We start from the raw sequence: 19,928 nt of genomic DNA, 5'->3' as shown, positions 1-19,928 counted from the left end.
AGCCACCCTTCCCGCCTGTCGGCGATCCTGCTGGTGTTGGCCGGCATCGGCGCGATGTGCGTGCTGGATGTATTCGCCAAATATCTGGCGCTGCGCCATGGCGCGCCGCTGACCACCTTTTCCCGCTATGCCAGTGGTACCGTTTTCGCACTGATGGTGTGGCAATGGCAGGGCCGGCCCTGGGTGGCGCCAGGCGGTCTGCAGGCCAATCTGGTGCGCGGCACGCTGATTGCGGCGATGGCGCTAGCGTTTTTCTGGTCGATCACGCGGCTGCCGCTCGCCCTTGTGCTCACCCTCACGTTCGTCGGACCATTGGCGGTGCCGTTCATGGCGGCGCTTTATCTGAAGGAACCGGTGCAGCCCCGCTATATCGCGGCCGGTGTGTTGGGTTTCATCGGCGTACTGGTAACCGTGGGCGGCATGCCCAGCCTGTCGAGCGGGGAATTGCTGGCAGCGGCAGCGGCCGTGCTCGCCGCATTCCTCTATGCCGGGACGGCAGTGATCCTGCGCTCGCGGGCGGCCGCCGATGGCGCCACGGTCATCACGCTGATCGCCGCGGTGGTGCCGATGCTGTGGCTGTCACCGGCGCTGATCAGCCTGCCTGCCACGCCGTCAACAATCGATCTGGGGCTGATGGCGGCCATGGGCCTTATCGGCAATATCGCCGTGCAGCTGATGGCGCGCGGCTATGTTCACCTGCAGGCGCAGGTTTCAGCGGTGCTGGAATATAGCGCCCTGCCCTGGGCCGCGCTGATGGGTTGGCTGGCGTTTGACGAGGTGGTGGCACCCAGCACGATACTGGGTGCAGCGATCATCGCCGGGGCCTGCCTGTGGGCAGCGCGCGCGCCAAGAGCAGACGTGGCAGCGCCAGTCAGCGGTCTGCCGCCAGCGCCAATTCCTTGAGACACACCGCCTTGGCACGGCCAATGGCGGCAACATCCGGCAGCAGTTCAACCGCCTCACGCGCATCCGCCAGATAGGCCGCGCGCGCCGCTGGCGCATGGCTCCCCTCCGGTGCCCCGCAAATGGCCTGCACACCCAACACAGGGGAACGCCGCAGATCGGTCACTGCCAGAACTTCTGATGGCGCCCGCGGCAGCGCGGCCGCAACTGCAGCGGTGAGCTGCTCGGCCTGCGTATCTTCGGCACCGCGGGCCAGTTCCGGCGCCATTGCAATCCAATCGGCGGCACCGTTGCGGATTGCACCCATCACGCGGCCCCAGTCACCGCCCGCCACCAGATGGGCGACCGCCGGCTTGGGGCCATTGCGATCAACATCGGCCGCGAACTGGCTGGCCGAAAGAATGCCGACAAGCAGCAGCAGGGGGGGAAATGCAGTCATGTGATGAATATGGGCGTGATGCCAGCCAGGTGCAATGGCGTCAAGCGTCAGGCAGCGGGCGGATCGGCGATCATCGCGGTGAAGCTGCATTCGGCCACCAGCTTGCCGTCCACTTCGGCGCGGCCAGTGAACTTGGCCACCCGGCCGCGATCCTGCACCACCTGCACCTTCAGGTGCAGCAGGCAGCCCGGTTCCACCGGGGTACGGAACTTGGCGTTCTCGATCGCCATGAAGAAGACGAGCTTGTCACCTCCAGCCGGATCCTTGGCGCGCGCACCGTGGATGGCGAGCACACCGGCAGTTTGCGCCAGCGCTTCGACGATCAGCACGCCGGGCATGATCGGCTTGGCCGGGAAATGCCCGGCAAAGAACGGCTCGTTGATGGTCACGGCCTTGATGCCGGTCGCGGATTGACCTGGGATCATGTCGATCACCCGGTCAACCAGCAGCATCGGAAACCGATGCGGCAGCAGCGCCATCACTGCCAGCACGTCGGCCGTGCTGGCAGTCTGAGGAAAGGCGTCGTTCATCAACGGCGCGGCGGAGCCGCCGGAGCCGGAGCCGGAGCCGCAGGCGCAGTGCCAGCCGGAGCGGCCGGCGGCGTGATCGACACCTTCGGCATTGCCTTGTCGAGACGGGCGACCACATCGGCAGTGACATCGATGGCAGCGGCGTGCTGGATGGTCACCTGCTCGTCAACAGCGATATTGGCGCCGCGTTCCCGCATGATCTGGCTGATGATCGGCTGGGCGCCATCATTGATCTGCTTCACGACCCATTGTTCCGACTGCTGGATCTCTTGCTGACGCCGCTGGACTTCCTGCTCAGCCTGTTGCTGTCTTGTCTGGAAGTCACGAACCTTGATCTCGAACGCCCGTACCGATGCCTCCGCAGCGCCCTGCTGGGGCTGTGTATCCTGCAAAGTCTTTTGTTCGGCCGCCAGGCTGGTGCGCAGCTGGCTCACACGGGCGTTAAGCGCATCGGCCTTCGGCTTCAACTCGGCCTGCGCGGCCTTAGCGGCGGCAGAGGTGGCGATCATTTCCTGGCGGTCAACCGTGATGATCACGGAGGCCGGCAGCTGCTGCGCCAGAACCGGGGCGGAAACACTGGCCAGCGCCAGTGCAATCAGAATCTTCTTCATCAGAATGCAGTCCCTACGTTGAATTGGAAAAGTTGCGGATCATCGCCCGGCTGTTTCACCAAGGCCTTGGCAAGGTCGAACCGGAACGGACCGAACGGCGAGTTCCAGTTGACCCCGATACCCACCGAAACGCGCGGTTTCGGTGTATTCCCGAGGAATTCTTCGACAAAGCCCGCCGAGAAGCCATCGTTGGGCAAACAGGGTGCCGTCTGGCCGGGCACACGCGGCGCCGCAGCCGTAGGCCCATCCTGACAGGTGAGCGTGGGTGATTTCAGGCTCCACAACGCGCCGACATCGGCAAAGATCGACGGGCGGATGCCCAGTTCGTTGCCGGCCGAACCCAGCGGAATGCGGATTTCAGCTCGGGCCAGATAATAAGCCCGGCCGCCCAGCGAATCGTCCAGCGCCTGGCGGCGATCCTGCACCACGGAGCCATCCAGACCGAGCGGACGGCGCAGCACGCGCGGACCGATGCCGCGGATGTTGAAGCCGCGGAACTGCGGCTGGCCCAGGAAGAAGCGGTTGGTCAGGATCACGTCCTGTCCGCCATAACCGAAGGCATAGCCGCCTTCTGCGCCCAGGTTCAGCACGAATCCGGTACCGAACAACGGGGTAAAATAATCATAATTGGCACGTGTGGTGACGAACTTGATGCCGATGGGAATGCCGGCGACATCCTGACTGAAGGTGAAACGCTGGCCGGCCGATGGCAGGCGCACGTTGTTCAGGCTGTTGTAGATGATCGAATAGCCCAGCGTGGACACCGTACGGTTGCCCAACTGTTCGCACAGGAAGCGGCCTGCACGCAGCGGATCGCAGACGCCGTTGGAGAAGAAGATGGCTTGATCCAAGCCAATTTCTTCACGGGAAAGGCCATAGCGTAACGACGCCGCCCAGAATTCGGTGATCGAAAAGCCGGTGCGGACCTGGAAGCCGGTCGAAACCTGCGTGTAGGTGGTGTCACGCGTGTTGTTGCCGGTGAAGCGGAACGAGCGGAAATCACGGCGGAAAACGTCCAGGCCCAGGGCGAGGTTGCGGCCACCCAGATAAGGTTCGGTAAAGCCGGCCTCTACCGAGCGGGCGAAGCTGGAAATATTACCCGACAGGCGCAGTTCCTGGCCGCGGCCGCGGAAGTTGCGCTGGCGCACGCTGGCCGAGAAGATGAAGCGTTCGATCGACGAGAAGCCGGCCGACAGTTGCAGTTCGCCGGTGGGCCGTTCCTGGATATTGGCTTCCAGCACGATGCGATCCGGCGTGGTGCCGGGCTTCTGCTCGATATCCAGCTTGTCCTGAAAGAAGCCAAGCCCAAGCAGGCGATCCTTGGAGCGCTTCACCTTGATCGAGTTGAAGGCATCCCCTTCGGCCAGGCGGAATTCGCGGCGGATCACATTGTCGTGCGTGATGGTGTTGCCGTTGATCGACACCCGTTCGACATAGACGCGCGGCACCTCACCGATCTGGAAGGTGACGTTCATCGTCAGGTCTTCCTTGTTGCGGTCGAACTGCGGGCGCACGTCGGCAAAGGCATAGCCCAGAAGACCAGCGGTTTCCGACAGGCTTTCGACGGTGTTTTCAATGGCCTGCGCGTTGTACCAATCGCCTTCCTTCATGCGGATGATCGGGCGGAATTCCTTGGGCTTGATATCGCGCAGCTGGCTTTCAAGCTCGATCTTGCCGAACTTGTAGCGCTCACCCTCTTCCACGACATAGGTGACAATGAAGTCCTTCTTGTCGGGCGTGAGTTCGGCCACCACCGAGGCAACCCGGAAATCGGCATAGCCTTCGGTCAGATAATATTGCCGCAACTTCTGCTGGTCGTAGGCCAGGCGATCGGGATCATAGGTGTCGTTGGAGGTGAAGAAGCGCCAGGTGCGGGACTGTTTGGAAGCCATTTGCTTCCTGATCGCGCCTTCCTTGAACTTGGAATTGCCCAGGATGTTGATCTGACGGATCTTGGATTTCGGGCCTTCGCTGATCTCGAAGATCACATCGACGCGGTTCTGTTCGAGCTGCACGATCTTGGGCTCGACACTGGCGGCAAAGCGGCCGCCGCGGCGATAGAGCTCAAGAATGCGGCCCAGATCGGCGCGGGTTTTCGATCGGGTGAAGATCTGGCGCGGCGCGAGGCGGATTTCCTCGCGGATCTTCTCTTCCTTCACCCGCTTGGCGCCTTCGATGATGATCCGGTTGATCACCGGATTTTCCTTCACCTCGACGATGAGCGCACCATTGTCGTCGCGGATGGTGGCATCGGAAAACAGTTCGGAGGCATAGAGCGCCTTCAGAGCCGTATCGAGCGCATCACGATCATAACGATCGCCGATCGCAAGGTTGAGGTAGGAGCGGACCGTTTCCGGTTCCAGACGCTCAGTGCCGCGCACGACAACGCTGCGCACGATGCCGGCATTGGCGGCGGTGGCTGGCAAAGCAGACTGGTTGCGGGATTCGGCCGCGCGCGCTTCGGCTTCGGCCGATGGACGCGCCGGTTCGGCCGCTGGTGGGCGCGGGCGCTGCTGAGCCACTGCCGGAGCCACCAGCGCCGTCGAGACAAGGAGCGCCGCCAGCGGGCGCCGCCACCCTGCAGCACCACCAGCGTCGCGAACAAAATTGGCTTCCATCAACCCCAACAACCTACCACCATTCAGCCCTGCAGCTCGCCGGTTGATCCCGCAATGCCAGAAACTACTCACAGCCAGACGAGCGGACCCTGTCATCCCAACAAGTTAGCCAGACGGTTCCACAGACCGACACTAATCATGTCGTGCCAGGTCAGCACCGCCATCAGCGACATCAGCGCGGCAAAGCCCGACATGAAGGCCCATTGCTGCACCTTTTCCGCCATAGGCTGCCGCCGCACCGCTTCGATGCCGTAGAGCAGAAGATGGCCGCCGTCCAGCATCGGGATGGGCAACAGATTGATGAAACCAAGGTTGATCGAGAAGAAGGCCATGAACGCCACCGCCGAAAGCAGACCCAGGCTGGCCTGCTGACCGGCGATTTGTGCGGTCTTCACCGGGCCGCCCATTTCGGTGATGGCGCGTTCACCCACAACCACCTGGCGCAGGGTGCGCCCGATCGTCTGGGTGATGCTCCACGTGTCGATCACCGCCAGGCGCAGCGCATCGGGCACGCCAACCTGCTGCACCACTTCCGCCGGCCGCAGGATGCCCAGGCGTGGATGGCGCGAGACATTGCCGAAGCGATCCTTGGATTCCACCATCATCGGCGTCACCACGACGCGGCGCTGCGCCGTGCCGTGCTGCACCAACAGTTCAACCCGGTTGCCGGTACCGGTGACAACCTGGGCGGTGATATCCTCGAACCGCTCGACGGCCTTGCCGTCAACGGAAAGGATGCGATCCCCAACCGCCACGCCGGCGCGTTCGGCGGCACTGCCCGGCATCACGCGCTCCACCACCGGCGGCGAGGCCTGATGGCCCAGCGCCAGATTGAAGCCGGCCAGAATCAGGATCGCAAACAGGAAATTGATCGCCGGCCCGGCCGCCACGATGATGGCGCGCTGCCACAGCGGCAGGAAAGCAAACAGGCCCCGGCGTTCCTTTTCCGGAAGCGACAGGATGGCCGGATCAACCCGGCTGGCCTCGCTCATGTCGCCGACAAACTTCACATAGCCGCCGAGCGGAATGGCATTGATCTTCCAGCGCACACCGCGCCTGTCGGTCCAGCCCAGCAATTCGCGGCCAAAACCAACGCCGAACGCCTCAATCTTGGCGCCAAACAGTCGGCCAGCGAGATAATGGCCGCCTTCATGCACCACCACCAGCACGGCGATCATCGCAATGAAGCTTGCCAGCGTGAAGATCAGGCCGGGCTGCGGCAGGAAAGCGAGTTCGCTCATGCGGCCCGCTTCGCCACCAGGGCACGGGCGGTCCGGCGGGCGGCAGCGTCAATCGCCATCACCTCTTCCAACGTCGCCACCGGGCCCGAAGCCACCATGTTCAATGTTTCTGCCACGATGGCGTCGATATCAAGGAACCCGGCTTGCCCGGCGATGAACGCCGCAACAGCAATTTCGTTGGCCGCGTTCAGGATGCACGGCGCACTGCCGCCGGCACGCATCGCCGCCCACGCCAGCGCCAGGCAGGGAAAACGTTCCAGATCAGGCTTTTCGAACGACAGGTTCGCAATCGCTGCAAGGTCGAGCCGCGCGGCCGGGGTGGCGATGCGTTCCGGCCAGCCCATCGCATAGGCAATCGGAATCCGCATGTCAGGGCTGCCCAGCTGCGCCAGCACGCTGCCATCGACATATTCGACCATGGAATGAATGACCGATTGCGGATGCACGATCACGTCCAACCGCTCCACATCAACCGGGAACAGTTGCGCGGCCTCGATCAGTTCCAGGCCCTTGTTCATCAGGGTCGCCGAATCGATGCTGATCTTGGCACCCATGCTCCAGGTCGGATGCTTGCAGGCATCAGCCACAGAAACATCGCGCATCTCGTCACGGCTTTTCGTGCGGAACGGCCCGCCGCTCGCGGTAAGGATCACCCGCTCCACTTGGCGTGGATCGTCGTGCGGAAACACCTGGAAAATCGCATTATGCTCGCTGTCCACCGGCAGCAGCGTGGCGCCGTGCGCGGTGGCAGCCGCGGTGACCACCGGGCCTGCACAAACCAGCGTTTCCTTGTTGGCAATACCGATCTGCGCGCCGCGCTTCACGGCCGCCATGGTCGGCGGCAGGCCGGCGGCGCCAACAATGGCGGTAATAACGATCTCGGCATCGCGAGCCGCGGCATCGACCAGCGCGCTTTCCCCGGCCCCGCTTTCGATGCCGGTGCCGGCCAGCGCCGCTTTCAACGCCGCGCCCTTCGCGCTGTCGGCAATCGCCACAAAGCGTGCGCCACAGGCCTTTGCCGCACTCACCAGCCCAGCCACATCGCTGCCGGCGGTGAGCGCCTCGACCTGCCAACGGCCGGGATTGCGCGCGACCAGATCGAGCGTCTGGCTGCCCACCGAGCCGGTGGCGCCCAGGATGGTCAAACTGCGCGTCATCCCGCCCACCCGGTCATGGCAAAGGCCCCCGCCCCGGCAACGGCGGCCGGCACCAGGCCATCGAGGCGGTCCATCACGCCGCCGTGGCCGGGCAGCAGCGTGCCGCTGTCTTTCACGCCGGCCTGGCGCTTCAGCCCACTTTCATACAGATCCCCCAGGATCGACAGCACCGCCAGCGGCAACGCCAGCACGGCGAGCCGGCCAATCCCCGCCAGATTGGCATGGCCCGGCCACAACATCGCCAGCGCAGCGGCGACCAGCAGGGAACCCGCCAAGCCACCCGCCGCGCCACTCCAGGTCTTGTTTGGGCTGATCGCCGGCGCCAGTTTCGGGCCACCCACCGCGCGGCCGGTGAAATAGGCGGCGATATCAGCGCCCCACACCACAGCCATCACGAACAGGGTCGCAAAGAAGCCCCACGGCGTCGCGCGCAGCCAGATCAACGCCACCGCCGGCAGCCCGCAATAGAGCAGCCCCAGCATCATCGGCCGGCCCAGCCCTTTCTGCATCCGCGCCGCAAACAGGCCGAGCAGTCCGGCACCGCCACCCAGCAGCATCAGCGCTTCATTCGGATTGTCCATCACGGCCACAATCCACACCACCAGGCCCAGCACTGCCAGCCCCAGGCGGCGCAGCAGCAGCGGCAGGCGGTGCATCGCGGTCCATTCGGTGAACATCACCAGCACGGCGGCGGCGGCCAGCACGGCAAAGGCTGGCCCGCCCAGCCACAGCGCAGCAATCGCCACGGCCACCAGCACGACACCGGTCACCACGCGCTGGCCAAGCTGGCTGCCGCCCCCCTGCACAACCATGCTCAACGCCCCCCGAAACGGCGTTCGCGGCGGGAAAATTCGTCCAGCGCCGTTGCCAGCGCCGGGCCATCGAAATCCGGCCACAGCGTTTCGGTCACCAGAAATTCGGCATAGGCCGTCTGCCAGAGCAGAAAATTCGAAAGGCGCAGTTCGCCCGACGTGCGCAGCACGGCATCGGGCGGCGGCAAGCCAGCCGTGTCGAGCCGGGCTTCCAGCATCTCGGCGGTGATGTCGTCCGGCGCAATCAGGCCGGCTGCTACATCGGTAGCCAGCGCGCGGGCCGCCCGCACGATCTCCCCCTGCCCGCCATAATTCAGCGCCATGATCAGCCGCAGCCCGGTGTTGGCGCTGGTCCTGTCGCGTGCGGCGGCGAGCAGGCGCACCAGATCGGGCCTCAGCGCCTGCCAGTCCCCGATGAAATCGAGGCGGACACCGTTCCTGTGTAGCGTGTCGATCTCGTTCTTCACATAATGGTGCAGCAGACCCATCAGGTCGCTCACCTCATCAGCCGGACGCTTCCAGTTCTCGCTGGAAAAGGCGTAAAGTGTCAGCATTTCCAGCCCAAGGCCGGGTGCGGCTTCGACCACGCGGCGCACCGCTTCCACCCCTTCCCGGTGACCGGCAATGCGCGGCAGCCGCTTGGCCTTTGCCCAACGGCCATTGCCATCCATGATGATGGCAAGATGCCGGCAGCCGCCGGCCGCGCCATCCCCCACCGAGGCGGCAACTAAGGTCACTTGCCGAGGATTTCCTTTTCCTTGGCGGCCACGGTCGTATCGATGTCGGTCATCGCCTTGTCGGTGATCTTCTGCACATCGGCCTCAAGGCGCTTCTGTTCGTCCTGGCTGATCTTGCCCTTCTTTTCGGCGGCCTTCAGCGCTTCCATGCCGTCCCGGCGGACGTTGCGGGAGGCAATCTTGGCCTTTTCGGCATAGGTGCCGGCCAGCTTAACCATTTCCTTGCGGCGCTCCTCGGTCATATCCGGGATCGGCAGGCGCAGGGTCTGGCCATCTGTGATGGGATTGAGGCCCAGGCCGGCAGAGCGGATGGCCTTTTCCACCGGGGTCACGTTGGATTTGTCCCACACCTGCACGCTCAGCATGCGTGGTTCCGGCACCGTCACGGTGGCGACCTGGCTCAGCGGCATCGCGGAGCCATAGACTTCCACATGCACGGTATCGAGCAGGCTGGTGCTCGCCCGGCCGGTGCGCAAGCTACCCAGATCATGCTTCAGCGCATCCACGGCGCCGGCGGTGCGGCGTTCCAGATCGGCCTTGAACGGGCCGGGTTCGAACTCAGCCATGGGCATCTCCTGTCACGGTTGTCGAAATGCCCTCACCGTTCACCACGGCAAGCAAGGCGCCGGGTTCGCGGATGTTGAACACGATGATGGGAATATCATTGTCGCGGCACATGGAAACTGCGCTGGCATCCATCACCTTCAGATTGTCGGCCAATACCTTCGAATAGCTGACCGTGTCATAGCGGCGGGCGCCCGGCACCTGCTTGGGATCGGCATCATAAACGCCATCAACGCTGGTGCCTTTGAACAGCGCATCGCAGTTCATTTCGGCGGCACGCAAGGCGGCGCCGGTGTCGGTGGTGAAGAACGGGTTGCCGGTGCCGGCGGCGAAGATCACCACGCGGCCCTTTTCCAGATGGCGCTCGGCGCGGCGGCGGATGTAAGGCTCACACACGCTCGGCATCGGAATGGCCGACTGCACGCGGGTGACGACGCCGATATTTTCCAGCGCATTCTGCATGGCCAGCGCGTTCATCACGGTCGCCAGCATGCCCATGTAGTCGGCGCTGCCGCGATCAAATCCCTTGGCGGCTGCCGCCAGCCCGCGGAAGATATTGCCGCCGCCCACCACTAGGCACGTTTCAATGCCGGTATCATGCACCGTTTTCACTTCGCCGGCGATGCGGGCGGCCTGATCGGGATCGATGCCATAGGCGCCCTGCCCCATCAGCACTTCGCCGGACAGTTTCAGGAGAATGCGCTTGAAGGCGGGCATGGGGCGGCGATCACTCTGTGTCAGGACGATAGGTCACTAGCGGTGCTTGATCGCGCTGCCAAGCGACGCGCATGGAAAAAGCGTGGACAAGCCAAGATGGGCGCTGCCGAAACGGGCAACAAAAAGGGCAGACCGACAATGATCGGCCTGCCCTTCCTGTTTTCAACCTTGCTTAACGGCCGGCGGCAGCAGCGACTTCAGCGGCGAAATCGCTCTGCTGCTTCTCGATGCCTTCGCCCATCTGCATGCGGACAAAGCCCTTCAGCACGATCGGGGTGCCGGCGGCCTTGGCAGCAGCGGCGACAACGTCGGCCACCTTCGACTTGCCGTCGATCACGAAGATCTGGTTCACCAGGGTGGCTTCCTGCGCAAACTTGCGCACGCCGCCTTCGATCATCTTTTCGATGATTTCGGCCGGCTTGCCCGAAGTGGCAGCCTTTTCGCGGGCGATGGCGCGCTCACGCTCGATGAGAGCCGGATCTAGGCCAGCTTCGTCCAGCGCCAGCGGGCTGGCGGCGGCCACGTGCATGGCGATCTGCTTGGCCAGCGGCTCCAGCACGTCGGCAGCAGCGGCCGACTCCAGGCCAACCAACACGCCGATACGGCCCATACCCGGCGCAATCGCGTTGTGCACATAAGCCGCAACGACACCCTGGCTCACTTCCAGCATGGCCGTGCGGCGAAGCGACTGATTTTCACCAATGGTGGCGATGTTGGCGGTCAGCTTGTCAGCCACGCTGCCATCGCCGCCCGGGAACGGCATCGCGCCCAGCGCGTCGGCATCGGCACCGCTGGTCAGCGCCAGGCCGGTCACGGTGGTCACAAACGCCTGGAAGATTTCGTTCTTGGCAACGAAGTCGGTTTCGCTGTTCACTTCGACAGCGGCGCCCTTGGTGCCCGAAACGGCAACGCCCACCAGGCCTTCAGCAGCGGTGCGGCCGGCCTTCTTGGCGGCAGCAGCCAGGCCCTTGGCACGAAGCCAATCGACGGCGGCTTCCATGTCGCCAGCGGTTTCACCAAGCGCCTTCTTGCAGTCCATCATGCCTGCGCCGGTCTTTTCGCGCAGGTCCTTCACCATCGCAGCGGTGATATCAGCCATGTCGAGGCTCCTCTTTTTGGTGTTGGCAAGGCCATGCCCGGCCAACATGAAATATGTGTGACAAGAGGCCGGACGCGGTTCGCGCCCAGCCTCCCGTTGGTTCGAAAACGGGAAGCCTCAGGCTTCCGGCTGTGCTTCGGCTTCGGCTTCGACAGCGGCCTCGACCGGGGCGTCCATCACCGCTTCCGGAGCGATGTCGGCAACCACCTCAGCTTCCGGGGCGATATATTCGACCGGAGCTTCGACCATCGCGCCCAGATCCACGCCCATATCGGCAGCGCGGCCCTGCTTGGCGTCGATCACGGCGTCGGCAATGGCATTCACATACAGCTGGATGGCGCGGCTGGCGTCATCATTGCCCGGAACCGGGAAAGCGATGCCGCTCGGATCGGTGTTGGAATCGAGGATGGCCACGACCGGGATACCCAGCACATTGGCTTCCTTGACGGCCAATTCTTCCTTTTTGACGTCGATGATGAAGATCACTTCCGGCAGACCGCCCATGTCGCGGATGCCGCCCAGCGAGGCCTGGAACTTGTCACGCTCACGGGTGAGCTTGAGCACTTCTTTCTTGGTCAGGCCGGTGGTGTCGGCCGACAGGGTTTCTTCCAGCTGCTTGAACTTGCGGATCGAGCCCGAGATGGTCTTCCAGTTGGTGAGCATGCCGCCCAGCCAGCGATGGTTGACATAATGCTGGCCGCAACGACGCGCGGCATCGGCGATCGGGTCCTGCGCTTGGCGCTTGGTGCCAACGAACAGCACCTTGCCGCCGTGCTGCACGGTGGCGCGGGTGAAATCGAGCGCGCGCGCGAACAGCGGAACGGTCTGCGACAGATCGATGATGTGGACGCCGTTGCGCTCACCAAAGATGTAGGGCTTCATCTTCGGGTTCCAGCGATGCGTCTGGTGGCCGAAATGGGCGCCTGCTTCGAGCAGATTCGCCATGGAAACGACGGGAGCCGCCATAATATTCATCCTCCGGTTGGTCCGCTACAGGGGGGGGCGTGGCGGGAACCGCGCACCGGATATGTTCCCTGCATGTGGTTTGGAAGTGGCGCGCTTAGCGAAGCCCGCCACTCCGGTCAAGCATCAAGGCTCATTTGCCCAAAAGTCACTTCTGGGGCGTGACCTTCAGCAACTTGCCGTCCACCGCGTCGGTAAGCAGATACATCTCGCCGGCAGGCCCTTCGATCACGTCGCGGATGCGCTCCTTGCGGTCGGTCAGCAGGCGCTGTTCGCCCACCACCTTGTCACCATCCATCACCAGTCGCACCAGCGATTGTACGCGCAGGCCGCCCACGAAGATGTTGCCCTTGAATTCCGGCGCGCCCTTGCCCGAATGGAAGATCATGCCCGACGGGCCAATCACCGGGTCCCAGTAATATTGCGGCTGCTCCTTTTCGGGGGCCTGGCTGGCGTTGTCGTTGATCGGCTTGCCCGAATATTCCTCGCCATAGCTGATGGTCGGCCAGCCATAATCGCGGCCCATCTGAATCTGGTTCAGTTCGTCCCCACCCTGCGGGCCGTGCTCCACTTCCCACAGCCGACCCTTGGCATCCAGTGCGGCGCCCTGCACGTTGCGATTGCCATAGCTCCAGATTTCCGGCCGGGCGCCGGGCGCATTCACGAATGGGTTGTTCTTGGGGATCGAGCCGTCGCGGTTCACCCGCACGATCTTGCCAATCAGACTGTCCAGCTTCTGCGCTTGCACGCGGCCGGGCAGGATGGAACGATCGCCGAGCGTTATGATCAGCGTGCCATCCTTGGGAAACACCAGGCGGCCGCCATAATGCTGGGCGGAGTCCAGCGTGGGCATCTGGCGGAAGATCACCTGCACATCGCGCATTTCGCTGCCCACCAAGTGCCCGCGGGCGACCGCCGTGCCGTTGCCGCCTTCGCGCGGCTCGGCATAGCTCCAGTAGATCCAGCCATCGCCCGGATTGGCGACACCCAGCATGCCGCCCTGGTTGCGGGTATCGGTGGCAGGCGTGCCGGAAACGGGAGCCTTGCTACCATTGGCGGCCACGATGGTCAGCCGGCTGGCGGCCTTCTCGCTTACCAGGAACCGACTCTTGTCCAGCAGCGCCACGCCCCACGGCTTGTTGAAGCCCGTGGCAATTTCGGTCACGGCCAGCGTCGTTTTCGCGGTCACGGCTTCGGCACGGGTCTGGCCGGCAAAGGCCGGGCGCTTTTCCGGCACGTTTGGCGGCGCCTGCGTAACAGGCGCGGCCATGGCAGGCGCAGCGATGAGGGCGGCAAGGATCAGCGGACGGATCATGAAAATCTCCTTCGCGGCAGCTTATGAGGCCACGCAGCAAGGCAAGCAATGCGGCACGAACGGCGCGAGCCGTGTCTCACACGGCCATTCTTGGCCGCCCGAGGAAGTCCTTCTTGCCAAGCGGCAGCCCCTTGTTGCGGAAAATCCCGTACAGCATCGAGGCATGGAAGTAGAAATTGGGCTGGCTGAAGCTGAGCAGGAAATCCTCGCTCTTGAACGGCATCCGGCGTTCGCCGAACACGAAGGCGGTGTCGCCACCGATGAAGCCCTCCATCTCGGCCTCGGTCACCGCTGCCAGTGCGGCATCGGCATCCTTCAGCATGGCGGTGAAGCTGCCAAACTCCGCATCAGGCATGGCAAAGCCGCCGCCGGGGCTGAACTGGCCGGTGCGCACCGCCGCAATCGCCCCGGCACTGTGCCCGGCGACGCTCTGCACCTGGAACGCCAGCGCGAACATGTCGGGTGCCAGCGTGGCTGTGGCCAGATCGCCAATGCCGGCGGCTTCGGCCTTGGCCAGAACGTTCAGACAGCCGCCAATGATCTGGCGGCACGACGGCACGAACGCGGCGTGGAGTGAAAGCGGCATGTGTGAGTCCCCCTGATGATGCAGGGTGACTGTGGGGCGGTTTGCCGGCGGGAGCAAGGCGCCAGCCCGGCTACCAAAAAGAAGGGCGGCCCGACGAGCCGCCCTTCCGTTCGCTATGATTGCGCGATCAGTGCTGCGTGGCGGGCATGTGAACCTCAAGCCCGTCCAACGCCGCCGAAGCCTTGATCTGGCACGCCAGCCGACTGTTCGGCTGGGCGGTATCTGCCAGCTCGATCATCGAATCTTCCAGTTCGCTGCGCTCACCCGTAAGCGCCTGCCATTCCGATGGAATATAGCAATGACAAGTGGCGCAGGCCGCGTTACCGCCGCAATCGCCATCGATGCCCGGCACATTGTTCTGCACGGCGCCTTCCATCAGGTTTTCACCATCCGGCACGTTGACTTCGTGACGAGCACCAGTGTGCTCGACGTAAATGATCTTGACCATGTTATCCTCTGCTCAGGCCGGAATACGGACCATCATCGATTTATAGCCGCGCACGAAGGCACTTGGCACCCGCTCCGGCTCCTCCAGCACTTCAATATGATCAAAGCGCTTCAGGATTTCTTCCCACAGGATCTTCAGCTGCAGTTCGGCCAGGCGGTTGCCCACACAGCGGTGGATGCCGAAACCAAAGCTCATATGCTGCCGCGCACGGGCACGATCGATGATGAACTCATCCGGCCGGTCGAGAACCGTGTCGTCACGATTGGCCGACGAATACCACATCACCACCTTGTCACCCTTGTGGATCAGCTGGCCGCCCAGCACCGTATCCTGCAGGGCGGTGCGGCGCATGTGGGCCAGCGGCGTCTGGTAACGGATGATTTCCGAAACCATGTTCTCCACCAGGTCATGATTGGCCTTGAGCTTGGCATATTCGCCCGGATTTTTGTTCAGGAAATACAGGCCGCCGGTGATCGAATTGCGAGTCGTATCGTTGCCGCCCACGATCAGCAGCACCAGATTGCCCATGAATTCCATCGGCGGCATGTTCCGGGTGGCGGGGTTGTGCGCCAGCATCGAAACCAGATCACCGGTCGGTTCGGCATTCACCCGCTCGTTCCAGAGCATGGTGAATTCCTGCAGCATACCGAGCAGAATGCCCTGACGCTCTTCCTTGCCCGGGCTGCCCGGCAGTTCCGGATCAGAAGTGGACACATCCGACCAGTAGGTCAGCATGCGGCGGCGTTCCTGCGGCCAACCGAACAGGGTGGCCAGCATGCGGCTGGTCAGTTCGATGGAAACCTTGTCCACCCAGTCAAACGCCTCGCCGCGCGGCAGGCTATCGAGGACTTCGCAGGTGCGGCTGCGGATCAGTTCTTCATAACCGGCAAGATTCTGGCCCGAAACGATCGGGTTCACCGCCTTGCGCTGCACATCATGCTTGGGCTGATCCATGGCGATGAACATCGGCATGATGAAATCCGAATCCATGTCGAACAGGGTGATCCCGCCCAGAATGGCTTCGGAACTGAACACCTGATGGTTGGTGTCCACGGCCATCACATCGTTCCAGCGCGTCAAGTTCCAGAAACCGCGGTGACGGTTGCTGTTGACATGCGTGAAGAAAATCGGGGCTTCCTCGCGCAGGCGACGGAAATAGACATGGTTGGTGTCCGTTTCCCACCACAGCGGATCGGCAATATCCACCTCGTCAAGCGGCGCCGAAGCCAGATAGGATTCCAGCGTCGCCTTGTCGTGGTTGGCAAATTCCGGCCGCACACGCGGCGGCAGCGGCCAGCTCACGCTGCCCTGCGGCAGTGTTTGGGTGATCCGCGTGTCTTTCAGTTGCGTCGCCATTTGGTCCTCCACATGGGATTTTGCCCGCTCTCGTTTACGGAGATACACTACGCAAAGCCGGGTTTCCAGCCAAAAATGCGGATTTGATCTCCGCATTTGCACGGATAGCCGGGTCATGATCTTGATGACGGCGCGCTGCGCACAAGTTAGCCTGCTGCGGGTCAGACAACGCCCGCAGCCTGCAGCCTGCAGCCTGCAGCAGTCTCCCGGTTGCGACGCTGTTGGTTCAGCCCACCAGGGCCAGTTGTGGCGGGTCGAGCACTTCCTGCACCACCCGTTCCAGACCCAGTGCGCGCGCCACGGCAGCTTCCAGATCGGCGTCGATCAGATAATGGCGGCCCAGCACCAACCGGGCCGGGCCGGCTTCGGTGGCGACTTCGGCCACCAGTTCGCCGCGACCTTTGGCCGGCGCGGGCCCAAGCGCCGCCAGCAGCACGTCCACTTCGGCCGGATGGGCAATCTGCACCACCAGCCGGCCCCGCGTGCGCCGGGCCAGATCCGCCAGCGGCTGGGCGGAGCGCAGGGTGAGGCGCGGCACGTCCTCGCCCTCCTTCCACTGCAGTTCCATGCCAATCAGCAGTGCCGGGGCATCGCTCACGATCGCCTCGAGCTTTTCCTGCAGTTCTTCATCGAAACAGCTGGTGACAAACTGGCCCGACCGATCGGAAAGGCTGAGAAACTGATAGCGCCGGCCGGTCTGGGTGGTGCGCCAGCGCCGTTCTTCCAGCCGCCCGGCCATCATCACGATCTTCTTGCCGCCACCCAGCGGCGGCGCCATGCCCTGCACATCGGCAAAGCTGATGACAGCATTGGCGGTGAGCACATTGGCATAGGCGTCAACGGGGTGGCCGCTGAAGAAGAAGCCGAACGCCTCCTGCTCATGCGCCATGCGCTGCGCCAGCGTCCATTCGATATTGGGCACCATCAGCGCCAGGCTGGCATGATCGGCAACGCCGGTCGCATCGCCGAACAGCGCCACCTGGGCGGACTCGCGCTCCCCGGTGGCAGCCTGGGCGCTGGCCATGATGGCTTCGGCCAGCGCGTGCACGCCGGCGCGGTTGGAGTGGAGCGCATCAAAGCCGCCCGACGCAATCAGGCTTTCTAGCTGGCGCTTGTTGAGGCCCCGCGGATCGACGCGGCGGGCGAAATCGGCAAGATCCTTGAACGGGCCCTTCCCGTCCCGTTCGGCCGCCAACGCCTCCATCGCCTTCAGGCCCACGCCCTTCAGCCCGGCCAAGGCATAGCGCACGTCCAGCGTGTTTTCCGGCCCATCCACAACGGTGAAATCGGCAGCGGACCGGTTGATGCACGGCGGCAGGATGGTGATGCTGGCGCGGCGCGCATCATCCACGAACACCGCCAGCCGATCGGTGTTGTCGATATCATAGGCCATGGACGCGGCGTAGAATTCGGCGCGGTGGTGCGTCTTTAGCCATGCCGTCTGGTAACTCACCACCGCATAGGCGGCGGCGTGGCTCTTGTTGAAGCCATAGTTGGCGAATTTCAGGATCAATTCGAAGATGGCGTCGGCGGTGGCTTCCTCGATGCCGTTGGCGGCGGCGCCGGCGCAAAAATCGGCCTTCTGCGCCACCATTTCGGCGAGGATCTTCTTGCCCATGGCGCGGCGCAGCAAATCGGCCTGGCCCAGACTATAGCCGGCCAGTTCCCGCGCCAGGCTCATCACCTGTTCCTGATAGACGATGATGCCATAGGTTTCGCGAAGGATCGGCTCCATCGCCGGGTGCAGCAATTCCAACTTCTCGCGACCCGCCTTGCGCAGGGCAAAGCTGGGGATGTTGTCCATCGGGCCAGGGCGGTAGAGCGCGCCCAGCGCGACGATATCGGCGAAGCAATCGGGGCGCACCTGCGAGAGCGCGCGGCGCATGCCTTCCGATTCAAACTGGAACACGCCCACTGTGTCGCCTTCGGCGATGAGCTTGTACACGGCCGGATCGTCCATGGGCAGCGTGGCCCATTCCACCTCAACGCCACGGGCGCGCAACATGGTGGCAGCGCGGTCGAGCACAGAAAGTGTTTTCAGACCGAGGAAGTCGAACTTCACCAGACCGGCCTTTTCCGCCGCCTTCATCTCGAACTGCGTCACCGGCATGTCAGACCGCGGATCGCGATAGAGCGGCACCAATTGCGCCAACGGCCGATCCCCGATCACCACACCGGCGGCGTGTGTGGAGCTGTGGCGCGGCAGGCCTTCCAGTTGCAGGGCAATATCCACAAGCCGCTTCACTTTTGGATCGCGTTCGACCTCCACCATGAACGGCATTTCGCCCAGATAGGCTTTGCCGTCCTTGTCCTTGCCCCGCCCCAGGGTGCGCGCCAGCGTCCACGGATCGGTCAGGTGGCTGGGCACCAGCTTGGCCAGCCGGTCGATCTGCCCATAGGGCATCTGCAGCACGCGGCCGACATCCTTCAGCACAGCGCGGGCCTTCATCTTGCCGAAGGTGATGATCTGCGCGACCTGTTCACGGCCATAGCGGGCCTGCACATAATCGATCACCTCGCCGCGCCGGGTTTCGCAGAAATCGATATCGAAGTCGGGCATCGAGACGCGGTCAGGGTTGAGGAAGCGTTCAAACAGCAGGCCGTGTTCCAACGGATCAAGATCGGTGATGGTGAGCGACCAGGCCACCACCGAGCCGGCACCCGAACCACGCCCCGGGCCGACCGGAATCCCCTGCAATTTGGCCCACACGATGAAATCGGCCACGATCAGGAAATAGCCGGCAAAACCCATGCCGTTGATGACATTGATTTCGAACGCCAGCCGCTCGCGATACGGCTGGCGCGCCGCGTCATCGATGGCCAGCACATCCAGCCGCTTTTCCAGTCCCGCCGCAGCCTGTGCCTGCAGCGCCTCATCCTCGCCGCCGGCCGACGGCCGCGGCAGGATCGGCTTGCGGCTGGGCGCCATCATGGCGCAGCGCTGGGCAACCACCATGGTGTTGGCAATGGCTTCGGGCAGATCGGCAAAAAGCTGGTGCCAGTCCTCCGCCGATTTCAGCCAGTGCTGCGGGTTGGAACGACGACGATCCTCGGCCTCCACATAGCTTGAATCGGCAATGCACAGCAGCACGTCGTGGGCTTCGTGCATGCCGGGGGTGAGATATTTCACCGGCGCCGTGCCCAGGATCGGCAGACCGCGCGCTTGGGCGAGGCGCAGCAGGCCGGCCTCGCTCTTCTGTTCGATGAGCTCACCGCTGCGTGAAATTTCGATGTAGAGCCGGCCGGGGAACAGGCCTTCCAGCCGGTCGGCCATCGCATCAATGTTCTGCCCCTCGGCCAGCAGCCGCGCCAGCGCCCCATCAGCGCCACCGGTAAGGCAGATCAGGCCATCGGTGCGGCCATCAAGCTGCTCCAGCCGCAGCACCGGATCGCCGGCCACCTCGGACGCCAGGTGCGCGTCAGACGCCAGCCCGATCAGGTTGGTGTAGCCCACGTCATCCTGGGCATAGAGCACCAGCCAATCGATCAGCGCCCGGCCCTGCAGCGTGGCAGAACCCGGGCGCTCCACCGGCAACAGCGCGCCGGTCACCGGCTGGATGCCATTGTCCTTGGCGGCGGCGGCGAAATCCATCGCGGCAAACATGTTGGCGCGGTCGGCCAGACCAATCGCTGGAAAGCGCATCTGGCGCGCCACTTTGGCCAGCTGCTCAGGCTGAATGGCGCCTTCCAGCATCGAATAGGCGCTGTGGCAGCGAAGAGGGACGAATCCGGCGTGAGACACAGCCTGACTATGCGCGCGCTGCGCCGTGACTGCCAACCGATACGGCGATTTTGTCCCCAACTAAAAACGAAGGGCGGGCGAGGCTGCCCT

18 protein-coding genes are annotated in these 19,928 nt (G+C 63.7%); 1 reads left to right on the top strand and 17 read right to left on the bottom strand.

Annotated features, from left to right (window positions below; all coding sequences use genetic code 11):
* The coding region (locus tag Q7O19_RS01365; protein WP_303808193.1) for a DMT family transporter at nt 1-903 on the top strand (903 nt) is incomplete at its 5' end.
* Here the strand turns inward: Q7O19_RS01365 and Q7O19_RS01360 are convergent.
* The 17 genes from Q7O19_RS01360 to dnaE form a co-directional block, all read right to left on the bottom strand.
* Nucleotides 872-1,342 carry a hypothetical protein gene (locus tag Q7O19_RS01360; protein ID WP_303808192.1) on the bottom strand — a complete coding sequence of 157 codons (471 nt, stop codon included), beginning with the start codon at nt 1,340-1,342 and terminating at the stop codon, nt 872-874. The two genes, Q7O19_RS01365 and Q7O19_RS01360, sit on opposite strands and share 32 nt — an antisense overlap.
* Before the next feature lie 47 nt (nt 1,343-1,389).
* A complete protein-coding gene (fabZ, locus tag Q7O19_RS01355) occupies nt 1,390-1,872 on the bottom strand; it encodes a 3-hydroxyacyl-ACP dehydratase FabZ (RefSeq protein WP_303794126.1) in 483 nt (160 codons plus the stop codon).
* Complete coding sequence (locus tag Q7O19_RS01350; protein ID WP_303808191.1) at nt 1,872-2,483, bottom strand: OmpH family outer membrane protein; 612 nt, start codon at nt 2,481-2,483, stop codon at nt 1,872-1,874. Before Q7O19_RS01350 ends, fabZ begins: the two co-directional genes overlap by 1 nt.
* Nucleotides 2,483-5,101, bottom strand: coding sequence for an outer membrane protein assembly factor BamA (gene bamA, locus Q7O19_RS01345; RefSeq protein ID WP_303808190.1), 2,619 nt, complete (start codon nt 5,099-5,101; stop codon nt 2,483-2,485). Before bamA ends, Q7O19_RS01350 begins: the two co-directional genes overlap by 1 nt.
* A gap of 92 nt (nt 5,102-5,193) precedes the next feature.
* Nucleotides 5,194-6,342, bottom strand: coding sequence for an RIP metalloprotease RseP (gene rseP / locus Q7O19_RS01340; protein ID WP_303808189.1), 1,149 nt, complete (start codon nt 6,340-6,342; stop codon nt 5,194-5,196).
* Nucleotides 6,339-7,499 (bottom strand): 1-deoxy-D-xylulose-5-phosphate reductoisomerase, encoded by a 1,161-nt coding sequence (locus Q7O19_RS01335; protein ID WP_303808188.1) that lies wholly within the window; start codon nt 7,497-7,499, stop codon nt 6,339-6,341. Before Q7O19_RS01335 ends, rseP begins: the two co-directional genes overlap by 4 nt.
* Nucleotides 7,496-8,311, bottom strand: coding sequence for a phosphatidate cytidylyltransferase (locus Q7O19_RS01330; RefSeq protein WP_303808187.1), 816 nt, complete (start codon nt 8,309-8,311; stop codon nt 7,496-7,498). Before Q7O19_RS01330 ends, Q7O19_RS01335 begins: the two co-directional genes overlap by 4 nt.
* A 2-nt stretch (nt 8,312-8,313) precedes the next feature.
* Nucleotides 8,314-9,048, bottom strand: a complete 735-nt coding sequence (locus Q7O19_RS01325) for an isoprenyl transferase (RefSeq protein WP_303808186.1) — start codon at nt 9,046-9,048, stop codon at nt 8,314-8,316.
* Nucleotides 9,045-9,614 carry a ribosome recycling factor gene (gene frr / locus Q7O19_RS01320; RefSeq protein WP_303808185.1) on the bottom strand — a complete coding sequence of 190 codons (570 nt, stop codon included), beginning with the start codon at nt 9,612-9,614 and terminating at the stop codon, nt 9,045-9,047. The genes Q7O19_RS01325 and frr overlap by 4 nt, the downstream gene beginning before the upstream one ends.
* Nucleotides 9,607-10,329 (bottom strand): UMP kinase, encoded by a 723-nt coding sequence (gene pyrH / locus Q7O19_RS01315; RefSeq protein WP_303808184.1) that lies wholly within the window; start codon nt 10,327-10,329, stop codon nt 9,607-9,609. Before pyrH ends, frr begins: the two co-directional genes overlap by 8 nt.
* A gap of 172 nt (nt 10,330-10,501) precedes the next feature.
* Nucleotides 10,502-11,428, bottom strand: coding sequence for a translation elongation factor Ts (tsf, locus tag Q7O19_RS01310; RefSeq protein ID WP_303808183.1), 927 nt, complete (start codon nt 11,426-11,428; stop codon nt 10,502-10,504).
* Nucleotides 11,429-11,545: 117 nt separating this feature from the next.
* Nucleotides 11,546-12,394 carry a 30S ribosomal protein S2 gene (gene rpsB / locus Q7O19_RS01305; RefSeq protein ID WP_303808182.1) on the bottom strand — a complete coding sequence of 283 codons (849 nt, stop codon included), beginning with the start codon at nt 12,392-12,394 and terminating at the stop codon, nt 11,546-11,548.
* A 145-nt stretch (nt 12,395-12,539) separates the two neighbouring features.
* On the bottom strand, nt 12,540-13,706 hold the full coding sequence (locus tag Q7O19_RS01300; protein ID WP_303808181.1) for a PQQ-dependent sugar dehydrogenase: 1,167 nt from the start codon (nt 13,704-13,706) through the stop codon (nt 12,540-12,542).
* 76 nt (nt 13,707-13,782) lie between these two features.
* A complete protein-coding gene (locus Q7O19_RS01295) occupies nt 13,783-14,292 on the bottom strand; it encodes a DUF1993 family protein (protein ID WP_303808180.1) in 510 nt (169 codons plus the stop codon).
* Nucleotides 14,293-14,419: 127 nt separating this feature from the next.
* Nucleotides 14,420-14,740 carry a 2Fe-2S iron-sulfur cluster-binding protein gene (locus Q7O19_RS01290; RefSeq protein WP_022679019.1) on the bottom strand — a complete coding sequence of 107 codons (321 nt, stop codon included), beginning with the start codon at nt 14,738-14,740 and terminating at the stop codon, nt 14,420-14,422.
* A gap of 12 nt (nt 14,741-14,752) precedes the next feature.
* Entirely contained in the window at nt 14,753-16,096 is a 1,344-nt protein-coding gene (locus Q7O19_RS01285) for a cytochrome P450 (protein ID WP_303808179.1), read from the bottom strand.
* Between the two features lie 226 nt (nt 16,097-16,322).
* Nucleotides 16,323-19,838, bottom strand: a complete 3,516-nt coding sequence (dnaE, locus tag Q7O19_RS01280) for a DNA polymerase III subunit alpha (RefSeq protein WP_303808178.1) — start codon at nt 19,836-19,838, stop codon at nt 16,323-16,325.
* Nucleotides 19,839-19,928: the final 90 nt, after the last annotated feature.

Source organism: Sandarakinorhabdus limnophila DSM 17366, from assembly GCF_945882885.1.
In the GTDB taxonomy this organism is placed as follows: domain Bacteria; phylum Pseudomonadota; class Alphaproteobacteria; order Sphingomonadales; family Sphingomonadaceae; genus Sandarakinorhabdus; species Sandarakinorhabdus limnophila_A.
The sequence above is the reverse complement of the archived record's forward strand: the minus strand, read 5'-3'. Positions and strand labels throughout refer to the sequence as shown.

Excerpts from the sequence above, each read along its gene's own strand:
- Q7O19_RS01360 (WP_303808192.1), bottom strand. The coding sequence starts at position 1,342 with ATGACTGCATTTCCCCCCCTGCTGCTGCTTGTCGGCATTCTTTCGGCC.
- Q7O19_RS01335 (WP_303808188.1), bottom strand. The coding sequence starts at position 7,499 with ATGACGCGCAGTTTGACCATCCTGGGCGCCACCGGCTCGGTGGGCAGC.
- Q7O19_RS01300 (WP_303808181.1), bottom strand. The coding sequence starts at position 13,706 with ATGATCCGTCCGCTGATCCTTGCCGCCCTCATCGCTGCGCCTGCCATG.
- rpsB (WP_303808182.1), bottom strand. The coding sequence starts at position 12,394 with ATGGCGGCTCCCGTCGTTTCCATGGCGAATCTGCTCGAAGCAGGCGCC.
- Q7O19_RS01290 (WP_022679019.1), bottom strand. The coding sequence starts at position 14,740 with ATGGTCAAGATCATTTACGTCGAGCACACTGGTGCTCGTCACGAAGTC.
- Q7O19_RS01295 (WP_303808180.1), bottom strand. The coding sequence starts at position 14,292 with ATGCCGCTTTCACTCCACGCCGCGTTCGTGCCGTCGTGCCGCCAGATC.
- Q7O19_RS01330 (WP_303808187.1), bottom strand. The coding sequence starts at position 8,311 with ATGGTTGTGCAGGGGGGCGGCAGCCAGCTTGGCCAGCGCGTGGTGACC.
- bamA (WP_303808190.1), bottom strand. The coding sequence starts at position 5,101 with ATGGAAGCCAATTTTGTTCGCGACGCTGGTGGTGCTGCAGGGTGGCGG.
- rseP (WP_303808189.1), bottom strand. The coding sequence starts at position 6,342 with ATGAGCGAACTCGCTTTCCTGCCGCAGCCCGGCCTGATCTTCACGCTG.
- pyrH (WP_303808184.1), bottom strand. The coding sequence starts at position 10,329 with ATGCCCGCCTTCAAGCGCATTCTCCTGAAACTGTCCGGCGAAGTGCTG.
- frr (WP_303808185.1), bottom strand. The coding sequence starts at position 9,614 with ATGGCTGAGTTCGAACCCGGCCCGTTCAAGGCCGATCTGGAACGCCGC.
- tsf (WP_303808183.1), bottom strand. The coding sequence starts at position 11,428 with ATGGCTGATATCACCGCTGCGATGGTGAAGGACCTGCGCGAAAAGACC.
- fabZ (WP_303794126.1), bottom strand. The coding sequence starts at position 1,872 with ATGAACGACGCCTTTCCTCAGACTGCCAGCACGGCCGACGTGCTGGCA.
- Q7O19_RS01285 (WP_303808179.1), bottom strand. The coding sequence starts at position 16,096 with ATGGCGACGCAACTGAAAGACACGCGGATCACCCAAACACTGCCGCAG.
- Q7O19_RS01350 (WP_303808191.1), bottom strand. The coding sequence starts at position 2,483 with ATGAAGAAGATTCTGATTGCACTGGCGCTGGCCAGTGTTTCCGCCCCG.